The sequence below is a fragment of the Foetidibacter luteolus genome (assembly GCF_009650435.1).
GTDB lineage: Bacteria > Bacteroidota > Bacteroidia > Chitinophagales > Chitinophagaceae > Foetidibacter > Foetidibacter luteolus.
Genome location: NZ_VVIP01000058.1, coordinates 55,138 through 76,567 on the forward strand (window position 1 = coordinate 55,138; position 21,430 = coordinate 76,567).

The 21,430-nt window shown below is 46.1% G+C and carries 16 protein-coding genes; 6 read left to right on the forward strand and 10 right to left on the reverse strand.

Annotation, left to right across the window (positions count from 1 at the left end):
- Nucleotides 1–138 precede the first annotated feature (138 nt).
- Both F0364_RS18155 and F0364_RS18160 read left to right on the forward strand, forming a co-directional pair.
- A complete protein-coding gene (locus F0364_RS18155; protein ID WP_207632749.1) occupies nt 139–1,362 on the forward strand; it encodes a glycoside hydrolase family 57 protein in 1,224 nt (407 codons plus the stop codon).
- Nucleotides 1,363–1,894: 532 nt separating this feature from the next.
- A complete protein-coding gene (locus F0364_RS18160; RefSeq protein ID WP_153799227.1) occupies nt 1,895–3,232 on the forward strand; it encodes a hypothetical protein in 1,338 nt (445 codons plus the stop codon).
- A gap of 482 nt (nt 3,233–3,714) precedes the next feature.
- Here the strand turns inward: F0364_RS18160 and F0364_RS18165 are convergent, their stop codons facing one another.
- The 6 genes from F0364_RS18165 to F0364_RS18190 all read right to left on the reverse strand — a co-directional run bounded on the left by F0364_RS18165 (nt 3,715) and on the right by F0364_RS18190 (nt 11,609).
- Nucleotides 3,715–6,273 (reverse strand): TonB-dependent receptor, encoded by a 2,559-nt coding sequence (locus tag F0364_RS18165; RefSeq protein WP_153799228.1) that lies wholly within the window; start codon nt 6,271–6,273, stop codon nt 3,715–3,717.
- 301 nt (nt 6,274–6,574) lie between these two features.
- A complete protein-coding gene (locus tag F0364_RS18170; RefSeq protein ID WP_153799229.1) occupies nt 6,575–6,994 on the reverse strand; it encodes a pyridoxamine 5'-phosphate oxidase family protein in 420 nt (139 codons plus the stop codon).
- Nucleotides 6,995–7,420: 426 nt separating this feature from the next.
- The gene (locus tag F0364_RS18175; protein ID WP_153799230.1) at nt 7,421–7,834 is read right to left on the reverse strand and encodes an SET domain-containing protein; all 414 of its coding nucleotides are present in this window, start codon (nt 7,832–7,834) and stop codon (nt 7,421–7,423) included.
- A 415-nt stretch (nt 7,835–8,249) separates the two neighbouring features.
- On the reverse strand, nt 8,250–9,026 hold the full coding sequence (locus F0364_RS18180) for an SDR family NAD(P)-dependent oxidoreductase (RefSeq protein ID WP_153799231.1): 777 nt from the start codon (nt 9,024–9,026) through the stop codon (nt 8,250–8,252).
- Between the two features lie 49 nt (nt 9,027–9,075).
- On the reverse strand, nt 9,076–10,788 hold the full coding sequence (locus F0364_RS18185; RefSeq protein WP_153799232.1) for an IlvD/Edd family dehydratase: 1,713 nt from the start codon (nt 10,786–10,788) through the stop codon (nt 9,076–9,078).
- A 581-nt stretch (nt 10,789–11,369) separates the two neighbouring features.
- Nucleotides 11,370–11,609: a hypothetical protein gene (locus tag F0364_RS18190; protein WP_153799233.1), complete on the reverse strand. Its 240-nt coding sequence runs from the start codon at nt 11,607–11,609 to the stop codon at nt 11,370–11,372.
- 20 nt (nt 11,610–11,629) lie between these two features.
- Between F0364_RS18190 and F0364_RS18195 the strand changes: the two genes are divergently transcribed.
- The 3 genes from F0364_RS18195 to F0364_RS18205 all read left to right on the forward strand — a co-directional run bounded on the left by F0364_RS18195 (nt 11,630) and on the right by F0364_RS18205 (nt 15,152).
- Complete coding sequence (locus tag F0364_RS18195; RefSeq protein WP_153799234.1) at nt 11,630–12,412, forward strand: queuosine precursor transporter; 783 nt, start codon at nt 11,630–11,632, stop codon at nt 12,410–12,412.
- Between the two features lie 142 nt (nt 12,413–12,554).
- A complete protein-coding gene (locus F0364_RS18200; protein ID WP_153799235.1) occupies nt 12,555–13,010 on the forward strand; it encodes a (2Fe-2S)-binding protein in 456 nt (151 codons plus the stop codon).
- Nucleotides 13,011–13,013: 3 nt separating this feature from the next.
- Nucleotides 13,014–15,152, forward strand: coding sequence for a xanthine dehydrogenase family protein molybdopterin-binding subunit (locus F0364_RS18205; protein WP_153799236.1), 2,139 nt, complete (start codon nt 13,014–13,016; stop codon nt 15,150–15,152).
- A gap of 1,781 nt (nt 15,153–16,933) precedes the next feature.
- Here F0364_RS18205 and F0364_RS18210 read toward each other — a convergent pair.
- The 3 genes from F0364_RS18210 to F0364_RS18220 all read right to left on the reverse strand — a co-directional run bounded on the left by F0364_RS18210 (nt 16,934) and on the right by F0364_RS18220 (nt 19,102).
- Nucleotides 16,934–18,199, reverse strand: a complete 1,266-nt coding sequence (locus tag F0364_RS18210; RefSeq protein ID WP_153799237.1) for a T9SS C-terminal target domain-containing protein — start codon at nt 18,197–18,199, stop codon at nt 16,934–16,936.
- An 85-nt stretch (nt 18,200–18,284) separates the two neighbouring features.
- Entirely contained in the window at nt 18,285–18,788 is a 504-nt protein-coding gene (locus tag F0364_RS18215) for a DUF1579 domain-containing protein (RefSeq protein ID WP_153799238.1), read from the reverse strand.
- A 116-nt stretch (nt 18,789–18,904) separates the two neighbouring features.
- On the reverse strand, nt 18,905–19,102 hold the full coding sequence (locus F0364_RS18220; RefSeq protein WP_153799239.1) for a hypothetical protein: 198 nt from the start codon (nt 19,100–19,102) through the stop codon (nt 18,905–18,907).
- A gap of 297 nt (nt 19,103–19,399) precedes the next feature.
- Between F0364_RS18220 and F0364_RS18225 the strand changes: the two genes are divergently transcribed.
- A complete protein-coding gene (locus tag F0364_RS18225) occupies nt 19,400–19,876 on the forward strand; it encodes a hypothetical protein (RefSeq protein WP_153799240.1) in 477 nt (158 codons plus the stop codon).
- Between the two features lie 445 nt (nt 19,877–20,321).
- Here the strand turns inward: F0364_RS18225 and F0364_RS18230 are convergent, their stop codons facing one another.
- Entirely contained in the window at nt 20,322–21,206 is an 885-nt protein-coding gene (locus F0364_RS18230) for an AraC family transcriptional regulator (protein ID WP_153799241.1), read from the reverse strand.
- Nucleotides 21,207–21,430 lie beyond the last annotated feature (224 nt).

Below are 21,430 nucleotides of genomic sequence, written 5' to 3' on the forward strand. Positions count from 1 at the left end.
TACCTGCACGTATTACATTTTTCGCCAAAGTTATCAATGGTTATTAACCAACATGGTTGCTTTAAAAGCAAACCTGTTTTAGCTATACGCCACGGTAAGGATGCAAACTATATTCATTAACATTAAATGCGTGCTTGTATGAAAACAGTTTGTCTTTACTTTAAGGTGCACCAGCCATACCGCCTGAGAGATTACCGCCTGCATGATATTGACATTGACCACTGCTACGAAGATGTTACAGCCGATAAAGAACTCATCAATACCATGGCGGAGGAATGTTACCTGCCCACTAATAACATATTGCTGAAAGACCTGCTTGAACAGGATGGAAAATTCTGCATAACCTTTTCCATGAGCGGCCTGGTAATAGAGCTATTGCAGCGCTACCGGCCCGATGTAATTGAATCTTTCCAAAAACTGGCTGCCACGGGCCATGTAGAATTCCTGGCGGAAACATATTATCATTCCCTCGCTTCCCTTCATTCGCAAAGTGAATTTAAACGGCAGGTAAACATGCATACGCGGCTTATACAGCAAACCTTTAAGCTAACACCGGCCGTTTTCAGGAATACGGAAGTAATCCATAACAACAGCATTGCGCAAACGGTAGCCAGCCTTGGCTATAAAGCCATCTTGTGCGAAGGGCTGTCAGGCATTTTGCAGGGGCGCACCTCCAACAGGCTTTATTATCCCGGCGGCGGCAACAACATCATCCTGCTCTTGCGCAACTCAGCATTGTCAGATGATATCGCCTTCCGCTTTAACGATACGCAATGGAACGAGCACCCCTTAATGGCAGATAAGTTTGCCCAGTGGCTTCATAACCATACTGGCGGTACAGAAGTCATCAACCTTTACCTTGATTATGAGACCTTCGGCATCCACAAACACAGAGATACCGGTGTACTTGAATTTTTGCGTGCCCTGCCCACCGAAGTGCTGGCACACAGGGGCTTTAATTTCTCAACGCCATCTAGGGCCATAAGTATGTATAGTCCGTCCGATACATACGATGCGCCGGAAACCGTTTCCTGGCAAGGCCACCCAACGGGCAGTGCGCTTTGCTGGGAGAATGTGATGCAAAACAACACCCTCAAAAAAATTTACAGTATAGAAAGCATGGTACACGAAACAGGCTGCGCCACATCGCTGGATACCTGGGGCAGGCTGCAGGCTGCGGATTATTTTTACTACATGGCCGATAACCACACCCCCACGCATTATGAGCGTTACTACTATCCGTTCGCAACAGCTTATGAAGTGTTTAAAAACTATACCAACCTTGTGGCCGATTTCGAAATATCCCTCATCAAAAAAACGGTAATCAACAAACGGGAAAGCCAGTTTGCCAAAATCATGTAACCCATGAGTTCATTAATGCGTGATTATCTCTGGGGCTGTCAGCAATAGTAAGTTTGTTGGGCTGTGGTCCCGGCTTTTCCCGCATTATAGGGTAATGACAGCCGTTTAATAATTATCCGGAAGGCCTCTTTTACATTAGGCTCTTAAGGAGCTTTGGGCACGGCTGTCCGCTCCGCCATAGAATAATACTGCATAGGTTGGCCAAACTTTTATGGTGCTTACAGGATAAAATTATGCCGCAGCCCAAAGGGCTTAATGTGAATAGCGCCGGAGGAAATCCGCGGGCGGCATTTAATGATAAGATACCAACCCCAAAGGGGTTGAATAGTGCCATTGCGCATTTTATCTTGTTGGCGTTAAGCAGCAAAAACAACATTTAGGTATAACCGGGCGCTGCAGGTGCCGTATATCCCGCACTGTATTAAATAATAACATGAGGAATTGCTATCAGCCATCTTTACAATAACGCATCACATTATTCTAAATACGCTGCTGATAAAACTCTAATTTTAAACAACAAACCAATCATTGCATGCGTAAGGTATTGCCGGCCATTTTTTGCCTGGCGCCCTGTTTTGCAAAGGCGCAACTAAACGACAGCACTATCATCCTCAAGCTAAGACGCATTAACCACCAGGTATCCGGTGGGGCATGCAATACGGGTAATGGCCGGCTCATCAGCAACAGGGCTATGAACCTTTTCCTGTCAGATAAAGTGGGCAGCTACCTGTCTAATACTACAGACCTTTCTTTATTCAAAAACAACCTAACACTTAATACCGGTACGGGTAGCTTTAATGTCAATCACAATTTCTATAATTCAAACAAACCGGATGAGCCGGCAAAAAAATTCTTCTCAGCCGGGGCCAGCGCCAACCTGTACAATACCTACAATGCAGCCATCAATAACAGGAAGTATAACAACGAGCTTGGTTTTACTGTCAAGCATACCTGGATGGGGAAAACTGCGAGCCATTATAGTTGCACAGCGCAATCATCTTCTACCGTTTCTCATAAAACGTACATGGATGTACAACGGTCTTTAATATTGCGGCAACTGGAAACAGAACTCACCAAAGACAGCAGGGAATTTGAAACTACCCTTGATTCTCTTTATAAAACCCGTGCAATACCCGCCGATACGGCAGGCTACTACAAAGCCGTTAAAGACCCCTTCTATCAAAACCTGGAAGCGAAATACATACGCCGGTTTGCTGACATGCAATGCGATGCCCTACTGGAAAGCAACAGCTATAACAGCATCAGCACCAGTTGGACAAGCCTTTTTGCGTACCTGCCCGTACTTAAACAGCATGCAGCCGTAACGCCAGGCCTAACAGCTAAACTCCAAAACAAAAAGAGCTACCCACTGGAAGCAGGCCTTTACCATACGAGGTTTTGGGAAATCCGCAAGGCCGGCCGTTTCTTTTTAACAGGCAGCATAACCGCATTCCTTAATAACTCCGCAAAAGCTGACCTCCTGAAAAAAATAACACAGGATGAATACAGGCGGCTTGGCGGGGCAGACAGCGCCTCTTTAAAAGCCTTTACCGGTGAGGACATATATACCGGTGCATACAGTAATTTCATCACGCCGGCGGCAGCCATAAGGCTGGTTTATTATCCGCCATCTTCGCACATTGGCATAAGTGTGTCAGCGGAAAAAAATATGGGCACTTACCATCCTTTCAACCTGTGTGCAGGTATGCCGGTTGTACTGATAAACAAACAGGGTAAATCTTCCTTCAACATAGAATTCAGGGTTAGCAGTTTTGATGTAACCAACCAGGTAAGGCCGGATAAATCTTTTGGAGAAAAAACATCGGTAGCGGTACTCTTTGGAATTCCTTTCAGCAATATTGTTTATTAAGGTTACATAACGTAAGTGCAAAGGCTTATTATGTTCCTGGAGTACATATTGTGGATAGAATAACCATTTACGTTCTATTATCTTCCAAAGGAACTTTTTTGTGTCTATCCTTGCCGGCACAGGCACAAAGCGTTCCGCTGGAACGCAGGTAAAACTATCGCCATGTTCTACCAACAAAGTGTTCCTCCGGAACACAGGTTGTCTAACGTGTAATACTCCCTAACCCTGGTGCGTGTCTTCACGCACCACTACTACCAGAGTCTTAACGGCCGCCATGAAAACAGAACGATGAATGGATTGCCAGCCAGCTTATTATTTTATTTTGGCGCTCACTACTCCCTGGTGCGTGTCTTCACGCACCAGTGCTACCCGGGTCTGAACAGCCGCCCATTGAACCGGACGATGAAGTGATTGCGACGCAACGAAGCCACCACAAGTACTGTCGCTGGTATCAAAAAAAGATGAGTTGAAAAAAGAAAATCCTACCCCTCACTGCCACCGTCGCCGCCATTGCCACGTCGTTTGCCAAACAGGTCAAAATCAGCATTGCCAAACTTGTAGCTAAACGTAACCCTGAAAGTGCGGACACTCCACCGGCTGTAGGAGTCCTGGTAGAAACGTTCTGTATCGTATATGGAACCGAAGCGCCGTGTGTTGAAAATATCGTTAACGGAAATGGACAGAGCACCGGCCTTGTTCTTAAGAAACTCTTTGCGCAAAGCAAAGTCTGACACAAACTGGCTCTTGGTTTTGCCCTGCGGTATTACACGCGGCGACTCATACTCTGCCACCAGTTGAAAGCTGAGGTTATTAAACAGTTTGCTTTTGTCGGATTGAATTTTGTAACCCGCGATAAGCTTTGTATTATAATTGAAGCCCGTATTGCTAAGGTTTAATTTATTAACCTGTGCATTGGTTTCCCGGTACTGTAGGTTAAGGTTATAAGTAAGGTCTAGCTCTTTAAAAAACTTTCGCTGTACGGTAAACTCTGCCCCCATGCGGTTGGTGTAACCCGCATTGATAAAGGTATTGAGAATGGCATTGGGCGAAACGCCTGCATTGCTTAACTGCTGGTATAGCTGTGGTGAAATGGTATCGCTGTATTCGGTGATATCCCCGCCGTTGTTTCTAAAGTACAGCACACCCAAAAAGCTGCCCTCTTTAAAACGGTTAAAGTAGTTAAGTTCAAAAGAATGTACATATTCCGGTGTTAAAGCCGGGTTACCCTGGGAGATATTCAAAGGGTCGTTGATATCTACAAAAGGGTTTACTTCCCAAAAACGCGGCCGCCTTATACGTTTGGAATAATTAAACTGTATGTCTTGTGTTTCCGTTAATTGTTTGGTTAAGAAGAAACTGGGGAAAAGGGCACTCCAGATATTGCCGATCTTGTCAGGATAGCTGTAACCAAACTTAAAGGCGCTGTCAATCATTTCACCGTCAAGCTTCGACATTTCTACACGCAAACCCACCTGGTATTTAAAGCTGTTTATTTTGTTGGCATAATTAAAGTAACCGGCATTAACTGTCTCGCGGTATTTATAATTATTGCTCAATGGCAGCTTGGTTTCGCCGTTTGACTGGTCAACGGAAAAAGCGCCGAACGTGGTATTGTTATCATTGAGGTAAGTGCGCAGGCCGAATTCAACCTTCTTATTTTCGTTAACCGTGTTGGTATAATCCAACTGGGCGGTAAACTGTTTGTCTTTACCCGAACCTGCATTGCGCACCACGTTATCCGGCTGGTAAGCACTGCCATCAGGGTTAAACAACTGGGTGGTGATTAACGTAGCACTGTTGCGGGAGCCGCTGTTGTAGGTAACATCCAGGGTTAGCTTTTTGTCGGGCCTTTCAAATACGTGATCAAAGATGAGGCTGCTGCTGTTTCTGCTGAATTCAGAAGCACCGTCAGAAAAACGAAGGCCGGTATAATCCAATACCTGCGCGGCATCCAGGTAATCCTGGTTTTGCGTTTCGTTGTTGCGGAAACGTCCCCTGGTAAAACCTTGCGTAAAAGTTACAGTGTTTTTGTCGTCAATATAATAATCGGCGCCAAACCGAACGGAATTAAACCTGCGTGTACGGTTGTTATCGGATACCTGGTTAAAGTAATCGGTAATGTTGCCGTTGTCTTTGTTTTGCCGGAATGTTTTTTCCGTGGTAGCGCCACCGGAGCGGTTATAGTTAACGCTCCCAAAAAAGTTAAACTGCCTCTGCCGCACGTTAAGGCTAAGGTTACCGTTTAACACGCCCGGTGTGCCCCCGCCTACAGATGCCAGCCCGTTGAACCCTTTGCGTTTATTTTTCTTCAGCACTACATTAATTATACCACCGGCACTGGATGCATCGTATTTTGATGATGGGTTGGTAAGCAGTTCTACCCGTTCAATATCATCGGCAGGTATCTGGTCAAGCGTTAAGATAGTGGGCCTGCCGTCAACAAAAATCTGCGGGCTTGTATTGCGCATTTCAACATTACCATTTACGTCAACAGTAAGGGATGGTATATTACGCATTACATCTACGGCTGTGCCGCCTTGTGCGGTAATGCTTTTTTCCACGTTGAATATCTTCCTGTCAATGCCAAACTGCATGGAGGGTTTGGTGGCGGTAACCGTTACGTTCTCCAGGGTTTTTACATCCTGCTCAAGGGCAAGGATACCAACGTCGGTAATACTGCCAGGCGAAGCGGTATTACCCGTTGGCCTTGAAACAGTTACCTGTTGCTGTAAAGCTTTGTAACCAACTGTTGTAACAATTATCGTATAGGCAGGCGCAAATGGCACATCGTTAAATTCAAAAGTGCCGTCAAGACCTGTAATAACATTCCCGGTAAACGCGGCATCTTTCGTTTTTTCTTCGTCGGAGATATCGCTCAGCAATTGTATGCGGGCACCTGCTATAATGCTTTGGGTAGTTTTATCGGTAACAATACCTTTTATTTTTACCTTACCGCTTTCAGCCATGCCTGATGTGCGCTGCTGTGCAAACACAACACCAATAACAAACAACTGACAGAAGAGGAGTAAATATAATTTCATTATAAGTTAAATTTTACCGTTAAATAAGCCCAGGGATTTCAGCCGTTACACAGCCGGGAAGCAATCGCAGGATATTGTGTTAACCGGAACAGGAAACACAGAAACAGCAAAAGAAACCTATTTGTAAGTAAGGCAAAAACGGCAACGGCAATTTTGGGATTTTGTTTGCTATAATATCGGTGAGAACGGTATTATATGGCGTAAGTAAAGAATGAAGATTTGCTGATAAAAACTATACTTCTCAGCCCACAAAAATCAGTCCATGCATAGCTTTCCCGCTACAAATAATAAATATAGCCGGCTACGGCACTTTTACTTCACCTTCCTTCATTTTATACCAGTACTTTATCCTATTCGCTTTTACCACAATCATTACAACACCCGGCGTATCTACCCCTTCATTAAACCACTGGTTAAGGGAAGGTACCCAATGCTCCTGCATAACAGTTTTTGATTTTATTATACGGGCTTTGCCGGCAACACTAATAAACATACCCTCTTTGGTATTAAAGGTTAAGTTTACAGAACTGTCATCCAGTATCTCTTTTACTTTCTTGGTTTTCTCAAAACTAAAAAAGTAAGAATTGCCGTCGTACTTCACATCACCATTGTTACTCATAGGTCTTGAAGTGAGTGTACCCCTGCCGCTTTTTGTAGTGAACATGCACAGGTCTATGTTCTTCATTTTACTGCTTATATACTGCAATGTTTTCTCTGCCATGATTTTTACTTTTCTGTAAACAAACCAAAGGCTGCGCCAATTATAATACCAGGCAAACCCGTAGAACAAGACTATATTAAAGCCTCGCCTGTTTACTACCTGGCAGTAAATATTCAATAAAGATTAAACAACAGCCCATACTGCTACAGGTTATTATGCGCCGCCACTACAGCAGCGGGTATTTTAATACACTTCAATCACCGGGGCATGCGCAATTTATCCACGGCTGACGTTAAAAGAGCGGTTATTATATCTCCAACAAAAAAGCGGCAGGAATGCCGCTCTTACTGTTTCTCCGTTTATTTAACCATTCCAAATCATGAAAATCCTTCTGACTTTGATAACACAAAACTACAACCGCAGGCGCCGTTGTTGTTAGCCCAAACAGCCGCAGCTTTGCGCCGGAAAGACAATCATGATTATCCCCTACCCTATCTCCGCGTTTTTCTTCATGGTATCCCAATATTCTTTACCATAGCTCACAAATATTTCACTGCCGGCTTCAATATTTTTAGTGGATTTAATATAAACCTTGTTGCCATCTTTCTCGTAACAGGCATTGTTAAGCTTACCCTCAGCTCTCGAAAAACCCCTGGCATCATTAGCATAACGGGCCAGTGCCTCTTTATGAGGAGCCGCATTAATAACATATTTGCTGCTTACATAAAAAATGTAGCCATTGGCGCCATCGTTATGCTCTACTTCCTTCCAGGTGGTAACGGTGCCGGTATATTCCACAATCCGTGTTCCTTTGGGTATAAATTCACGGGTAAACAAGCCTTTGCCCGCATTGGGTAAAGTTGATTTTTTAACAACCAGTTGCTTCTCCAGTAATGCCATAACGGGGTTATTTTTGAAGATGGGATGAATGCTCACTAACGCCGTAAATATACGTGGCGGCAGTAATGCAGCAGCAATATTTTTATGGAGCCCACCTGCAGGACTACTATGAGGCGTCCCTTGCGTCGCACTCTTGTGCTTTATATCTTTACGGAGCATTTAAGCGAAGGGGGCGATAACAGCGAACCCTTCATATCATCGGATTACAAAGCCACTTATAAAATCCTACCACACACCCGCAATATTTCCAGAGGCCACAGAAGTTTCTGCCGCTTCCGGCGGCAGAAACAAAAACTATATGGTGGAAAAAGCCGCGTAGCGAACAGAACGTACAAGTGAGTGACACAACGGAAGCTAAATTATGTCCTGCTGCCGGTCCCATAATTTTTAATACGCCCGTTAGGGGATGAGAGCACTACTCATCATAAGGCGATGGGCTTACTGCCGTCCAACCGCCGTCTATTACCAGGCTTTGGCCGGTAATGTGCCGGGAGGGCTTTGCGACAAGGAACAACGCAGCATTGGCTATATCAGACGGGTAAGCTGGCCGGCCCATGGGGGTAATGTGAGACCAGGTGGCCTTGTAGTCTTTGTCCTCTGCCGTTCTTTCCGTCATGGTAGCGCCGGGGGCAATGGCGTTTACATTTATATTAAAAGAAGACAGCTCAATCACCAGGTTCTTGGCCAGCATTTCAAGTGCGGCCTTTGTCATGCCGTAAGCAGCCAGGTTTTTATGGGCCTGGTGACCGGTAACGGATGACATAAACAATATGCTGCCCCCATCCTGCTGCTGTTTCATTTGCCTGGCCGCAGCCTGCGCCAGAAAAAAGCTGCCACCCAGGTTGGTGTGCAGCACCTTGGAAAAAGCGTCAGGCTCATAATTAAAAAAATCGCCGAAAAGGGTAATGCCTGCGTTGGCAATGGCTATGTTAAGGCCGCCGTATAGTGATACGGCCGTATCCACCATTTCGCGGATAAAACCAACATCAGACGCGTCTCCTGCAAGGCCGGTACACTTGCCCTTATACTTGCTGTTAACCCCGTCTGCAGCCTGGGCGGTAAGCGCCGGGTCAATATCGTTAAGTATAACGGAACAACCCGCCGCTGCCAGTTGCATGCAAATCTCCAAACCTATGCCTTGCCCGGCACCTGTTACAATGGCGGATTGCCCGTTGAATGTATTTGCGTACATGAAATTTTTTTATGATATATGTGTAGAGACGCGATGCATCGCGTCTTTACTAATGTGAATCCCTGGTAACCTCGCTGCCGGAGCCCCCTTTCAAAAAATCAAGATCGGCGCCTTTGCTGGCCTGCTCAACATGGTTAATATACAAGTGCACATAGCCCCGGCCCGGTTTTTTGGCAATGCTCTTCCAGGCTTTTTTCCGGGCAGCCAGTTCCTCATCGCTCACATGCACCTGCAGCAGGCGTTGGTGTACGTCCAGTTCAATGATATCGCCGGTTTGCACCACGGCAAAATTACCACCGGCAGCAGCTTCCGGCGAGGCATGCAGTACCACCGTACCAAAGCCGGTGCCACTCATACGTCCGTCGGATATGCGTACCATATCCGTAATGCCTTTGGCCAACAGCCTGGCAGGCAAGCCCATATTGCCCACTTCGGGCATGCCGGGGTAACCTTTGGGCCCCACATTCTTCAGCACCATTACGCTGTTTTCATCAATCTCCACGCTTTCATCATCCACACGTGCCTTATAATCTTCAATATCTTCAAACACTACGGCTTTGCCGGTATGCTTCATCAGGTGTGCACTTGCAGCCGAAGGTTTAATGATGGCGCCATCTTCGCACAGGTTGCCTTTTAAAACTATAATGCCCGATGTTGGGTTAAAAGGCGCATCAGCGGTAGCTATCACCCGCTCGTTAAAGCAGCAGGCTTCGTTATAGTTTTCCTGTATGGTTTTGCCGTTTACAGTAATGCAGCTATTGTTCAGTTTACCTTCCAGGCTTTTCATTACAGCAGGCAAGCCGCCGGCGTAGTAGAGGTCTTCCATAAAAAACTCACCGGAAGGCTGCAGGTTGGCCAGCAAGGGTATACCTGCGGAATATTTGTCAAAGTCTTCCAGGTTCAGTTCAACCCCAATCCTGCCGGCAATGGCCAGCAGGTGCACCACAAAATTGGTAGAGCCTCCAATGGCCGCGTTTACCATAATGGAGTTTTCAAAAGCCTGCCTGGTAAGCACGTCGCTCATACAGCGGTTTTCTTCCACCATCTTCACAATCTCGCAGCCGGATAAATGTGCCATTACTTTCCTGGCACTGTCAGATGCCGGTATGGCTGCATTGCCTGGCAGCGAAAGTCCCAAAGCTTCTACCATGCACGCCATGGTGCTGGCCGTGCCCATAACGGCGCAGTGGCCGTCGCTGCGGCAAAGGCCGGCTTCTGCAAGGGTAAGCTCTTCTTCTGTCATTTTACCTTGCCGGTAGGCTTCGCTAAAACGCCATACATCGCTGGTGCCTATGCTGGCGCCACGGTGCTTGCCGGTAAGCATAGGCCCGCCAGATACCACGATGGTGGGCAGGTTTACGCTGCCGGCGCCCATTACCAGCGATGGGGTTGTTTTATCGCAGCCACACAACAGTACTACGCCATCCATGGGGTTGGCACGTATGCTTTCTTCCACATCCATACTGGCCAGGTTACGGTACAGCATGGCAGTAGGTTTTATCAGGGTTTCGCCCAGTGACATTACCGGAAACTCCACGGGATAGCCGCCGGCTTCCAGCACGCCGCGTTTTACACACTCGGCCAACTCCCTGAAATGCGAGTTGCAGGGCGTTAGCTCACTCCAGGTATTGCAGATGCCGATAATGGGCTTATCTGTTAACTCGTAAGTAGGTATGCCTTGTTTTTTCATCCAGGCACGGTATATAAAACCGTCTTTGCCTTTTCTTCCAAACCATCCTTTGCTGCGTAATTTTTGTTCCATTGGTATCAATAAATTTTGAGGTTTTTTTTATGCGACGGGCTTTGGTATTTCATGGAGACTTCGTTGTGTCACTCACTTGTGCGTTCTTTATTTCATGGCGGCTTTTAAGCGGGTATTAAGAACTGCTACAGTTTCTTCTTCACCAAACAAACATGTCATATCGTGTCTCAACAGGCAGTTTAAAAGTGCAGGCAATCGTTACTTGTTTATCTATTGGTGAATGTTTCATGGCAGCATATTTACCGGGTAAATATACCGTATTTTAATTCCTGTAAAAAAAGCCCGGCCTGGTTCTTTAGCACGCTGCTATACCAACACATCATTACAAAAAAAGCCTTCACAATGTAAGGCAAAGCTCACAACAAGCCAGTGCTCATCAAACTATCATTTCGGTAATTGTATTAAATCAAACGGGGAAAACCTGTGCTGGTTATACAACCACGTACCTTCTCTATAATTTGTTTGTTCAAATTTTGCCCCGCAAACTCTTTATTGTAAAATTGTGCCCAAACTAAGTTCATTAATATTCCTCTTTAAAAGCAGCCCAGGTTTACATGCAGAACAAATGGTTTTCTCTTTACTCAAAGCTCTGTTTTATATGCAGTGTTGTATTTTTTGTTTTTGTGTTGCTTGCCAAACTGCATGTTGGTGTAGATGTAAATTATTATTCCCTGGCCGGGTTTATTATAACGCTGGCATTTCTTTCTTTTATCCTTAATTTCATTGCCGCGGCGGTGCTGCTTTTCTTCCTGGTAAAAAAGGAACCAATTGCGGCCCCGGTATGGGTAACCTATGTTAATGTATTCACTTTCTTGTTTCAAATGTTTTATTTCCTTTTCTAATGATACACCAAATCCTCAAAGACAAGCCTACCAAACTCTTTATCAGTTTTGCAGCGTTCTTTGTTGCCAACGCCCTGATAGCGGAATCCATAGGCACAAAAATTTTTTCGCTGGAAAAACTGCTGGGCACCAGCCCGGCAAATTTTAAACTGTTTGGAGAAAGCGGGCTTGGTTTTAACCTTACCTGCGGCGTGCTGCTATGGCCGCTTGAATTTATTATGACAGACATCGTAAACGAATACTACGGCCCCCGTGCTGTCCGCAGGATTTCTTATACGGCCGTGGCGCTGATAGCTTATGCTTTTTTGATGTTTTATATTGCAATGGGAGTTCCGCCTGCCGATTTCTGGTATTCCACCGGGGTAAAAGACGGGGTTCCCGACATGTCAAAGGCCTTTAACTCGATTTTCGGGCAAGGCATGTGGATAATATTCGCAAGCATTACAGCTTTCCTTGTAAGCCAGATTATTGATGTTACCGTTTTTCACCGTATTAAAAAGTTTACAGGCGAAAAAAAAGTGTGGCTTAGGGCTACGGGGTCAACTTTAATATCGCAACTTGTTGATAGCTTTATCGTTTTGTTCATCGCCTTTAAAATTGGCAAAGGATGGAGCTGGCAGCTTGTATTCGCGATTTGCTTAATCAACTACGCATACAAATTCACCATGGCCATCGTTCTCACACCCGTTATCTATTTCGCGGAAAAAAGAATTGAAAATTATGTAGGCCATGAAACTGCCCGTAAAATGAAGCTGGCTGCCATGGGCAAAGAAGAAGAGTAACCCATAATACAATTTGTACCAGCTATTTTTTATAGGTAAGTAAGCCCTTTTTTAAGGTTAACGCCACACTCTTAAATTTTAAAGCGCTATGCCCGCTGTTTAATTGTAGTAACTTTATTGTCATCTTAAAACCTATTACATCATGGCCATTTTTAAGCTAACCGTTAATGGTAAGGAACAACAGGTTGATGTGGACGCGGATACCCCCTTACTTTGGGTACTCCGGGACAGCCTGGGGCTTACAGGCACCAAGTATGCCTGCGGTATTGCCCAATGCGGTGCATGTACCGTTCACCTGAATGATGTGGCAGTACGTAGCTGCATGCTGCCGGTATCGGCGGTTAAAGCGCCGGTAACCACCATTGAGGGCCTGTCAGAAAACGGCGACCACCCCGTACAGCTTGCCTGGGATGAAGTGGACGTTCCGCAATGCGGCTACTGCCAGGCCGGGCAAATAATGACGGCAGCCGCCCTGCTAAAGAAAAAGCCCCATCCTTCGGCAGAAGAAATAGCCAACACCATGCATGGCAATATTTGCCGTTGCGGCGCTTATCACCGTATCCGCGAAGCAGTAACATTAGCCAGCACAAAAATGTAATCTATGCTAACCATCAATAACAGCAGCAGAAGAAAATTCATCAAGCTGTCATCCCTGTCAGCAGGCGGTTTAATGCTCAGTTTTAAATGGAGCGGTGCCGGCGCAAAAACGCCGGAAGTATTCAAACCCGGCGCAATAGAGGGCGATGTTGTTTTCAACAATTACCTCAATATTGCAACAGATGGTACCATTACCATCTTCTCGCCCAACCCGGAGCTGGGGCAGAATATAAAAACATCCTTCCCGATGGTGGTGGCCGAAGAACTGGAGGCTGACTGGAAAAAGGTGAAAGTAGTACAGGCTGCGCTGGATAATAAGTTTGACCGGCAGGTAACCGGCGGCAGCGGGGCCGTGCCCCATTCATGGATGTTACTGCGCAAAGCAGGCGCTACCGCCAAATACATGCTTATTGCCGCCGGGGCCAGGCGCTGGGGCGTACCCGCTGCTGAATGCCACGCCGCGGATGCTTTTGTTGTTCATAAAGCCAGCGGTAAAAAACTGGGCTATGGAGAATTGGCAGAAGAAGCTTCCAAGATGCCTGTTCCGGAAAACGTAACGCTGAAAGACAGGAAAGACTTTAAAATAATTGGTACCGCCGTTAGAAATGTAGAGAACAAAAATATCACTACAGGCAAGCCGCTCTTTGGCCTCGACTTCCAGCGGGAAGGTATGCTCATCGCTACCATACAAAGGCCACCGGCTTTCGGCACCAAAATTAAGTCTGCCGATATAGCCGCGGCCAAAGCCATGCCCGGCATTGTGAATGTGGTGCAGTTTAAAAACAATGTGGCCGTGGTAGGTAAATCAACCTGGCAGGTGTTAAAAGCTAAAAAGGCTTTGAAGATTACCTACGAGAAAGACGGCAGTGTTGAAAGCACGGCAGACCATGAGCAACTTTTTACAACTTTAATGGATAGCGGTAAAGCCACTGTACGCCGTAAAGATGGAAATGTGGATGCGGCATTTAAAAACGCCGCAAAAATTATTAAAGCTGAGTACGAATGCCCGTTTATTGCGCACAACCCCATGGAGCCCATGAACTTTTTTGCGCATGTAAAGGAAGACAGCGTAGAGCTGGCTGGCCCCAGCCAAACACCGGCTGGTGCCAGGGCCGCGGTATCCAAGTTGCTCAACATACCTGAAAATAAAATAAGCCTTGAGCTTACCCGCCTGGGTGGCGGCTTTGGCAGGCGCCTTAAATTTGATTACGTTACAGAAGCCGCCGAAGTATCCAGCCTGGTAAAGGCGCCGGTTAAGGTTATCTGGACAAGAGAAGACGATATGATGGGCGGCAGTTACCGCCCTGCGGTGCGCTACCGTTTTGAAGCAGCGCTGGATGCCTCCGGCACAATGATTGGCTACAAGCTGCGTGGCGTAGGCATTAACGCCGGCAACAGCACCAGGGAAGACAATTTTCCTTCCGGCGCTGTAGATAACCTGCTGATTGATTCCGTTGAGTATGAATCGCCCATTACCACCGGCCCCTGGCGTGCACCTATCACCAACTTCCTGGCTTATGCCGAGCAGGCTTTTATTGATGAAGTGGCCCATGCTGCCGGTAAAGACCCCGTACAATACCGGCTTGACATGCTGCAGAAAGCAAGAACCAATCCTGCCGGCGCCATCAAGTACGACATAGCCCGTATGGAAGGGGTTATTAAACTGGCCGCCGAAAAGGCTGGATGGGGCAAAAAGCCCGGCGTACACCAGGGTTTCAGCGTGTATTTTTCGCACCGCAGCTACGTGGCGCAGGTTTGCGAAGTGGCTGTTGAAAAAGGCCTTCCTGTGGTGAAGAAAGTGTTTGCCGCATCCGACTGCGGGCAGGTAATTAACCTTACCGGTGCGCAGCAGCAGGTAATGGGCGGCATTGTAGATGGGTTTGGCCATGCCATGTACAGCAAGCTGAGTTTTAAAGATGGCGCCAGCGAACAGAACAATTTCGGCGCCTACCGCCTGGTACGCATGAAAGAGATACCAGAAATAGAAGCCTATTTTGTTGACAATGGCATTGACCCCACGGGCCTTGGCGAGCCTGCCTTGCCACCCACCGGCGGCGCGGTTGCCAACGCCATTTTTAAGGCCACCGGCAAACGGTTATACAAGCAGCCTTTTATTGAACAGGATGTATTTAAAAAAGCATAAATAAAAAGCCACCGTACCGGTGGCTTTTTATTTATAATACAGTTTATGGTCCCTGCAGAAGGATTACTATGAGGCGTCCCTTGCGTCGCACTCTTCAACGGCTTGATACGCTATGCGGCTTTTACCACCGGGTAGCATTTGTTTCTGCCGCCTCCGGCGGCAGAAACGGGAAGATTGCTACTGAAACATGGAAGGGAAACAAGGAATAACTCAAAACTAAACCGGCCATGTTTTATTCAAAACAACGTATCAACATATCGCACCTACGGCGCTCATGGAAAACCGGTTCTTTTCTTACCTACTAACATGCCGCCTCTACGAGGCTTTGGTTGTTCAATGTTCTTTTGTTCAATGTTCAGTGTTATTAGCAGCACACTAAAAATATTATATGTATTTCACAACATGATAATGGCGTTATATGTTCCGGTGCCACGTTTTGCGCAACGCACGCAACGATGGCTACAAATCTCAAAGCATCCGCTACTTTGGCTAAAGCCATCCTGTGCGGTTTTTACTAACCCAAGCCTTTAGGCTTGGGTTAGTACTTCTTAGCGCTATGGCTTTAGCCAAAGTTTTCATTGTAAATCATTACCAAAATACTCCCAAATTACCTTCCCCAACCCGGCGCTTTAAAAGCCTGAAAGGCTTTACTAACAATAGCCGGTTATAAACCGGGGTTACACGCAACGCAACATCCCAACCCTGGAGATTGAATATACAGGAAATTCAACCCCTCCAGGGCTGTAGGCGCATTTTCTATTTCACCACGGGCTTCACCCGTGGCTATTGTAATTTATGCCCTGCGGGCAATGAGGGAAAATGCTGTCATTCCTTCCCTTCTCACTTACCACACCTACAGTACTTTAAAAGCCTGAAGGGCTTTACTAACAATAGCCCCGGTTGAAAACCGGGGTTACAAGCAACATAACATCCCAACCCTGAAAGGGTTGAATATGCTGAAAATCCAACCCCTTCTGGGTTGTCGACGCATATTCTATTTCATCGTGGGTTACACCCGTGGCTATTGTAGTTTATGCCCTGCGGGCAATGAGGGAAAATGCTGTTACTCTTATCCTGTATGCAAAAAAATTAACAGGCTGCACCTTCGGGTGAGGGATTGAAGCGGTTACCCCGCTGAAGCCTTCGCAGCCCGGCCCTGTGGCGGAGTAATAGCGGAAAGCCCGACCCCTTGCGATAGCTTGGGGGCACCCCCTGAAAATTTTTAGTAACTAAAAAACGCTATCCTTTAACTACACACAATACCCGTTACAGCTACCTGTTTGTTGAGATAATGCTACATTTCGTAAAGCCATTTTGCCGTATGATGTAAAATATCTGCCCGCATTACCGGCCTGCGGTACATTGAACCCTGAAAAACATGAAAGAAAAGGGGGGAACAAAATTTAATGTTGCGTTTTGCGCAGAAAACATACTTTTATTACGAACAATTTCGTTCATCTTCCGGCAACCAACTTAAGTACCACTTTAACCGATGGCCGCAAAGCGGCGTAAGCTTTACAAAATTGCATTGAATAAACAATCACAGGTAACTGCCTGCATGTTATTGTTGTGCCCAACCTCTGGCAAGTTTGACGCACAACCCGGACGCCGTTTCTACGGCGTCTTTAAAGAGAAACCGAAGCATAAATATATTGTTTGCCTAACGCAGAAACAAGATTTAAAATAACAGTGTGTACAAGTTGGGAATGACACACTTTAAGGGCGGCCCATTTCTATCGGCTGCCGCATTATTTAAAATGTTACAGCAGTTATGGCAACACTTAATGAATGACAAAATGCTTACCCGGTTTTACCAGCAGCTCGCAGCCTGCGGCAATGGTAAAGGGTGTATGTAATATACATTGTCCGCCGGGCAAAGGGTCTATAATAACCTGCGTATTGCTGCCGGGCGTGGCAACAGGCGGCTGGCTGTTCACCCAATTACCGGCCAGTTCCCAATCACCGTTTCCCGTAAAAACATAGGTGGCTTTTATGCCTGTAACATAAGGTGTGATGTTAAAGTAATGAACCCTGGGTGGCACATCCAGGTGTATGGGGCCTACGGTACGCTCAAACCTCTCGTTGCTGATGTAACCATAAGCATCGCCGTTAAAGCAAATACCTTCGGCCTGCCCCATCGTTAACACATCCGGCAAATCAATTTTTCTTTTGTTGCCTGAAAAATAGCGTGTGCCGGTATAACCGTACAGCAGGTGCATAAAATGCCGGCCCGTACCGGATACCTGGTAGCCCAGCAAAACAACCAGCTTTTGATAGGGCGATTTGTCTGCCCCGGTAACCAGGTAACCGGTGGCAAGTGTTTCCACCGGCTGCGCCTTGTAGGTTCCGGCAGAGATGCCTTTAATTACATAGTGCGTGGTATTTTGTTCAACCCAGTTTTTGGTAAAAAGGTGAATGCGGCCGCTATCTATCAGCATAGCCTCGCAATCAAACTGAGTATTGTTGGGTGATGATTTTTGCGGGGGTTGCGGTTGATTGGCATAAGTAAACTTAATGGTGGATATTTTGGAAGCGGGTACGTACACTACCGGGTTGTTTTTGAAGTTGGCCGGTATGGCAGACAGGGGAAACCTGTATATTTTAAGGTCTGTTCTTGCACCGGTGGCGTTGTTGCCAAAATCACCAATGTAAAAATAGCCGTTATAAAAGGCAATATCTTCCCAATCTACATTGCTGGCGCCTTTTAAATAAACAGTTTGCAAAATTCTTCCGGTTATACTGTCAACCCGGTAGATAGCGGCGGCCCCTCCCCCGTCGTTAAAAGACCATAAGAAATTACCCGCCATTTGCAATCCGCTGGTTTCAATAAGCGTATCACTTAACCTGTCAACTTTTACGGGAGGAATATATTCCACCGCGTTGTAGATGCAGCTTCCATTATTGGCCGTTGCGGCCGGGTTGTAATTGGTGGCCGCGGAATCTGTACAGCCATACACCTGGCTAACAGCATGCTGCGGTAATGCCATTACAGTAACAACGAATGCGCTAAATACGAAACTAAAATGATAAGTATGTAAACTTTTCATGCAGGTAGCCGGTAATGTTGCACAAGATACTTATAGCGGGCTGCTTTAAAGACATGAACATGCAGTAACCAGAGAGTACATTCCTTTACGCTGTACTGTGTACCCGGTAATAAACAGTTTCTGTAGCCATGGTTTCTTCGCCTTGCGGGGTAATATTCCATGCGGTAATAACAAGTTTATCGGCATCCTCAAGCTTCAGCTCGGTACGCCAGCCCCACCGTTCCGGCATTTCCGGCATGCCATAGCTGCCAAGTACGGAAAAGCTGGTGCTATCAGCAGCACCGCTTTCAGAAAACATGATGCCGGTACTCATGTGAAAGCTGTCAACCCAGGCGGCCTGCCATTTGTTATTGGCGATGTCAAAGCCATAGATAACCATGCCCTCAAAAGGTTCTCCGTTAATATGGCCGTTGTACTCATGCAGCATAAAGCGGCCACCTAATACAGGCCTGATAGTCCCTTTCATGGGCGATTCGTCGGCAAGGTTGCCAGGCTCGAACCAGGTACGGGTAATGCCTTCCCAATTGCCCTGCAGCAATCCCAGTTGATGGTGCCTGCCATTTTCTTTAGATGCAACAAATTTTGACATAATTGAATGTTGTACTGTAAAATAGGGCAATATGGCGGATAAAAGAAGTAAACAGTACAGTTATGTTACGCTTTGCAGCCTATGCGTCGTTCGGCCGCAACAAGTATAAGAAACGATTAAAATAACAGGGCCTTCAGTTTGCGGTCAAGGTTATAAATTACATTTGCACGTAAAGGTCCGTACAGGTTTACACATCTTGTAATTTGATCTAAAGTTAAAGCAGGGTAGGTATTTTGGAGTTGCCTTACCTGTAATTCATCAGCCAGGTTAACATATATACCGGTTTGCGCAGATGCTGTTCTTAGTGGTTCCATAGTTTTTTAAGCCTTGGTTTAGTAGCACGAATTAACGAACGCAACTAATTGCATGCAAGACCGCCCGGATGATTTAAGGATGGTTTACAGAGCCTTTAAACCTGTTTTAAGAAACAGGTTGTTATTAACCCGTTTTTAAGAGTTGGTTTAACCATAACTCTGCCAAAATTGACAATAACGCCATAACATGCAGTACCCATGCAAAATTTTATTTAAACAATAACCAACATAAACCCTGATTAAAACGGGAAGGGCCGCCAGGTAACCCTTTTACCAATCTTAAAAACCGTAATTACTATGAAACTTTCACAACAGGCAAAAGCCTGCATTATCATTCTGCTTTTTGTAGCGCCAGCCTTTGCTTACAGCCAGTACCGTGGCACATCCTATTGCGAAAAACCAGTGTACCCAATGCTGGAGATTTCCGCCGAAACCGGGAAACAAACCGCGTTTAATATTTCAGCGGGTCTTACATCGCTAAACAGCCCGTTCTCTGCCCACTTACTGGTTAACATTGCTACAAAGGAGGCAACATTTGGGCATGAAGACGAGCCCGATGTAACCATTAATCCCATGCTGATGCTGAGGGCTCTTATTGCACATAGCCCCACATACCGGCATAATATGGAACTGGTACTGGCGGGTGGCACCAGCGATTACCGGGCAGGTATCAGGTATTTTTATACACTTAACGGCAGTGCAGCCGCGTTTGTGCAGCCCACCCTTAACAGCAAGGGTTATGTAACCAATTTTGGTGTTAGCATTGTGCTTTAAACCATCAAACAGCGGGCCTGCATTACAAGGCGGTGATTAGCGTTACTGCCGGTGAATGGCTGCCGGACACTGTCATTAAGTTAAGCCCCATCGGGGCTTCCTGTTTGTAGAAACAAGATCATTTTAGATGAACGGATGCCACGTAGTGGCTACCCAATCGTCGCTTAAGGGTAGCCGCTATGCGGGATAATTCCCTTGTTGTATGCTATTTCTACAAACATGTAGCACCTACGGTGCAAAGAACAATGTCTTTCTTCTTAACTTGACATTGGGCTGCCGGATTGAAGCACAAACGAGACAAAACAACTGATTGTTGTTTTGGCAAAGTTTGCGAACGCAGTTCTGCCCGCAGCCACGAGGTAGGAGTGGTGAGGACTTGCAGCGAAAAGCCGGGACCACAGCTATAACAAAGCTGCAAAAGCCGAAAGCCCCAACCTGTTTTCTCTTACCCGGCTTCCCTGTACTCTTTGGGGGAAATGCCTGTAGCCCGTTTAAAAAATTTGCCAAAGGAAGACTGATCGGCAAAGTTTAGCATCATACATACCTGTGCTATGGTAAAGCCGGGAATTTTAAGCAATACTTTAGCTTCGAGGGTTACCACTTCGTCTATTAACTGCCCTGCGGATTTGCCGGTTATCTCTTTCACCACTTCAGACAAATACTTGGGCGTTACAAAAAGTGTGTCAGCGTAAAAACGAACGCTTCTGTGATTGCGGAAATGCAAGAAAAGGAGGTTATGAAAACGCATATTAAGCTCTTCTTTACGGGTAAGCTTACCGGTGGCTTCGGCAGCGTGGAATTGGTACAGGGCATCTATCTCGTACAGCAGCGATATGATAAGGTTGCGGGCAATTTCTTTACGATAGGGATAATCGTTTTTTTCCACCTTTTCGCGGATAAGTTTAAAGAAATTAAGCAGCGAGGCCGCGTCTTCATCTGTAAGCTTTAAACCTGCATAGGCGTTGGGTTTAAAGAACCCCAGGTTATCCAGCACATGGGTGTTAAGCTGGTTATCTAACAGGAAAGGTTTCGTAAAAAAAATAATACGGGCGTTCAGGTCGGCACTGTGTTCAACAATCTGAATAATATGATGCGGGGTAACAGAAAGAAAGGTATTGGATGAAATAAAATATTCCTGCAGGTTTAGTTTTATACGGGCCGATCCACTGGTGCAAATGCCAAATACGTAAAAGTTAGTACGCATGGCCGGTGCAGGTGCAATAACAAAACTCTGCTCTGGTGAAACGTAAAAGTCAGTATCGCTCCAATTGATGTTTTCTTCGGCAAGAAAGGTACGGATGTCGAATTCCGGCAACCTGGGATTATTCATAAAGCGGGATTATGCTCCCCTTAAGTTAATAAATAAATTCAAAAAACAGAGCAGGGCGCTTAAAATTAATACAGTGTTGCCACATTTGGCCACCTGGAAAAATGCCTGAGAAGACTAACGTTGTGAAAAATCACATCTAAAAAAAATATTTATCCCATTGGTTACGGTCGCGAGTAGATGCAACTTTGTACTGTTGTTACGATACGAGCAAGTAACAGTAACAA

What these genes read in the sequence shown, in the direction of transcription:
- F0364_RS18155 (WP_207632749.1), top strand. Translation starts at nt 139, where the DNA reads ATGAAAACAGTTTGTCTTTACTTTAAGGTGCACCAGCCATACCGCCTG.
- F0364_RS18160 (WP_153799227.1), top strand. Translation starts at nt 1,895, where the DNA reads ATGCGTAAGGTATTGCCGGCCATTTTTTGCCTGGCGCCCTGTTTTGCA.
- F0364_RS18165 (WP_153799228.1), bottom strand. Translation starts at nt 6,273, where the DNA reads ATGAAATTATATTTACTCCTCTTCTGTCAGTTGTTTGTTATTGGTGTT.
- F0364_RS18170 (WP_153799229.1), bottom strand. Translation starts at nt 6,994, where the DNA reads ATGGCAGAGAAAACATTGCAGTATATAAGCAGTAAAATGAAGAACATA.
- F0364_RS18175 (WP_153799230.1), bottom strand. Translation starts at nt 7,834, where the DNA reads ATGGCATTACTGGAGAAGCAACTGGTTGTTAAAAAATCAACTTTACCC.
- F0364_RS18180 (WP_153799231.1), bottom strand. Translation starts at nt 9,026, where the DNA reads ATGTACGCAAATACATTCAACGGGCAATCCGCCATTGTAACAGGTGCC.
- F0364_RS18185 (WP_153799232.1), bottom strand. Translation starts at nt 10,788, where the DNA reads ATGGAACAAAAATTACGCAGCAAAGGATGGTTTGGAAGAAAAGGCAAA.
- F0364_RS18195 (WP_153799234.1), top strand. Translation starts at nt 11,630, where the DNA reads ATGATACACCAAATCCTCAAAGACAAGCCTACCAAACTCTTTATCAGT.
- F0364_RS18200 (WP_153799235.1), top strand. Translation starts at nt 12,555, where the DNA reads ATGGCCATTTTTAAGCTAACCGTTAATGGTAAGGAACAACAGGTTGAT.
- F0364_RS18205 (WP_153799236.1), top strand. Translation starts at nt 13,014, where the DNA reads ATGCTAACCATCAATAACAGCAGCAGAAGAAAATTCATCAAGCTGTCA.
- F0364_RS18210 (WP_153799237.1), bottom strand. Translation starts at nt 18,199, where the DNA reads ATGAAAAGTTTACATACTTATCATTTTAGTTTCGTATTTAGCGCATTC.
- F0364_RS18215 (WP_153799238.1), bottom strand. Translation starts at nt 18,788, where the DNA reads ATGTCAAAATTTGTTGCATCTAAAGAAAATGGCAGGCACCATCAACTG.
- F0364_RS18220 (WP_153799239.1), bottom strand. Translation starts at nt 19,102, where the DNA reads ATGGAACCACTAAGAACAGCATCTGCGCAAACCGGTATATATGTTAAC.
- F0364_RS18225 (WP_153799240.1), top strand. Translation starts at nt 19,400, where the DNA reads ATGAAACTTTCACAACAGGCAAAAGCCTGCATTATCATTCTGCTTTTT.
- F0364_RS18230 (WP_153799241.1), bottom strand. Translation starts at nt 21,206, where the DNA reads ATGAATAATCCCAGGTTGCCGGAATTCGACATCCGTACCTTTCTTGCC.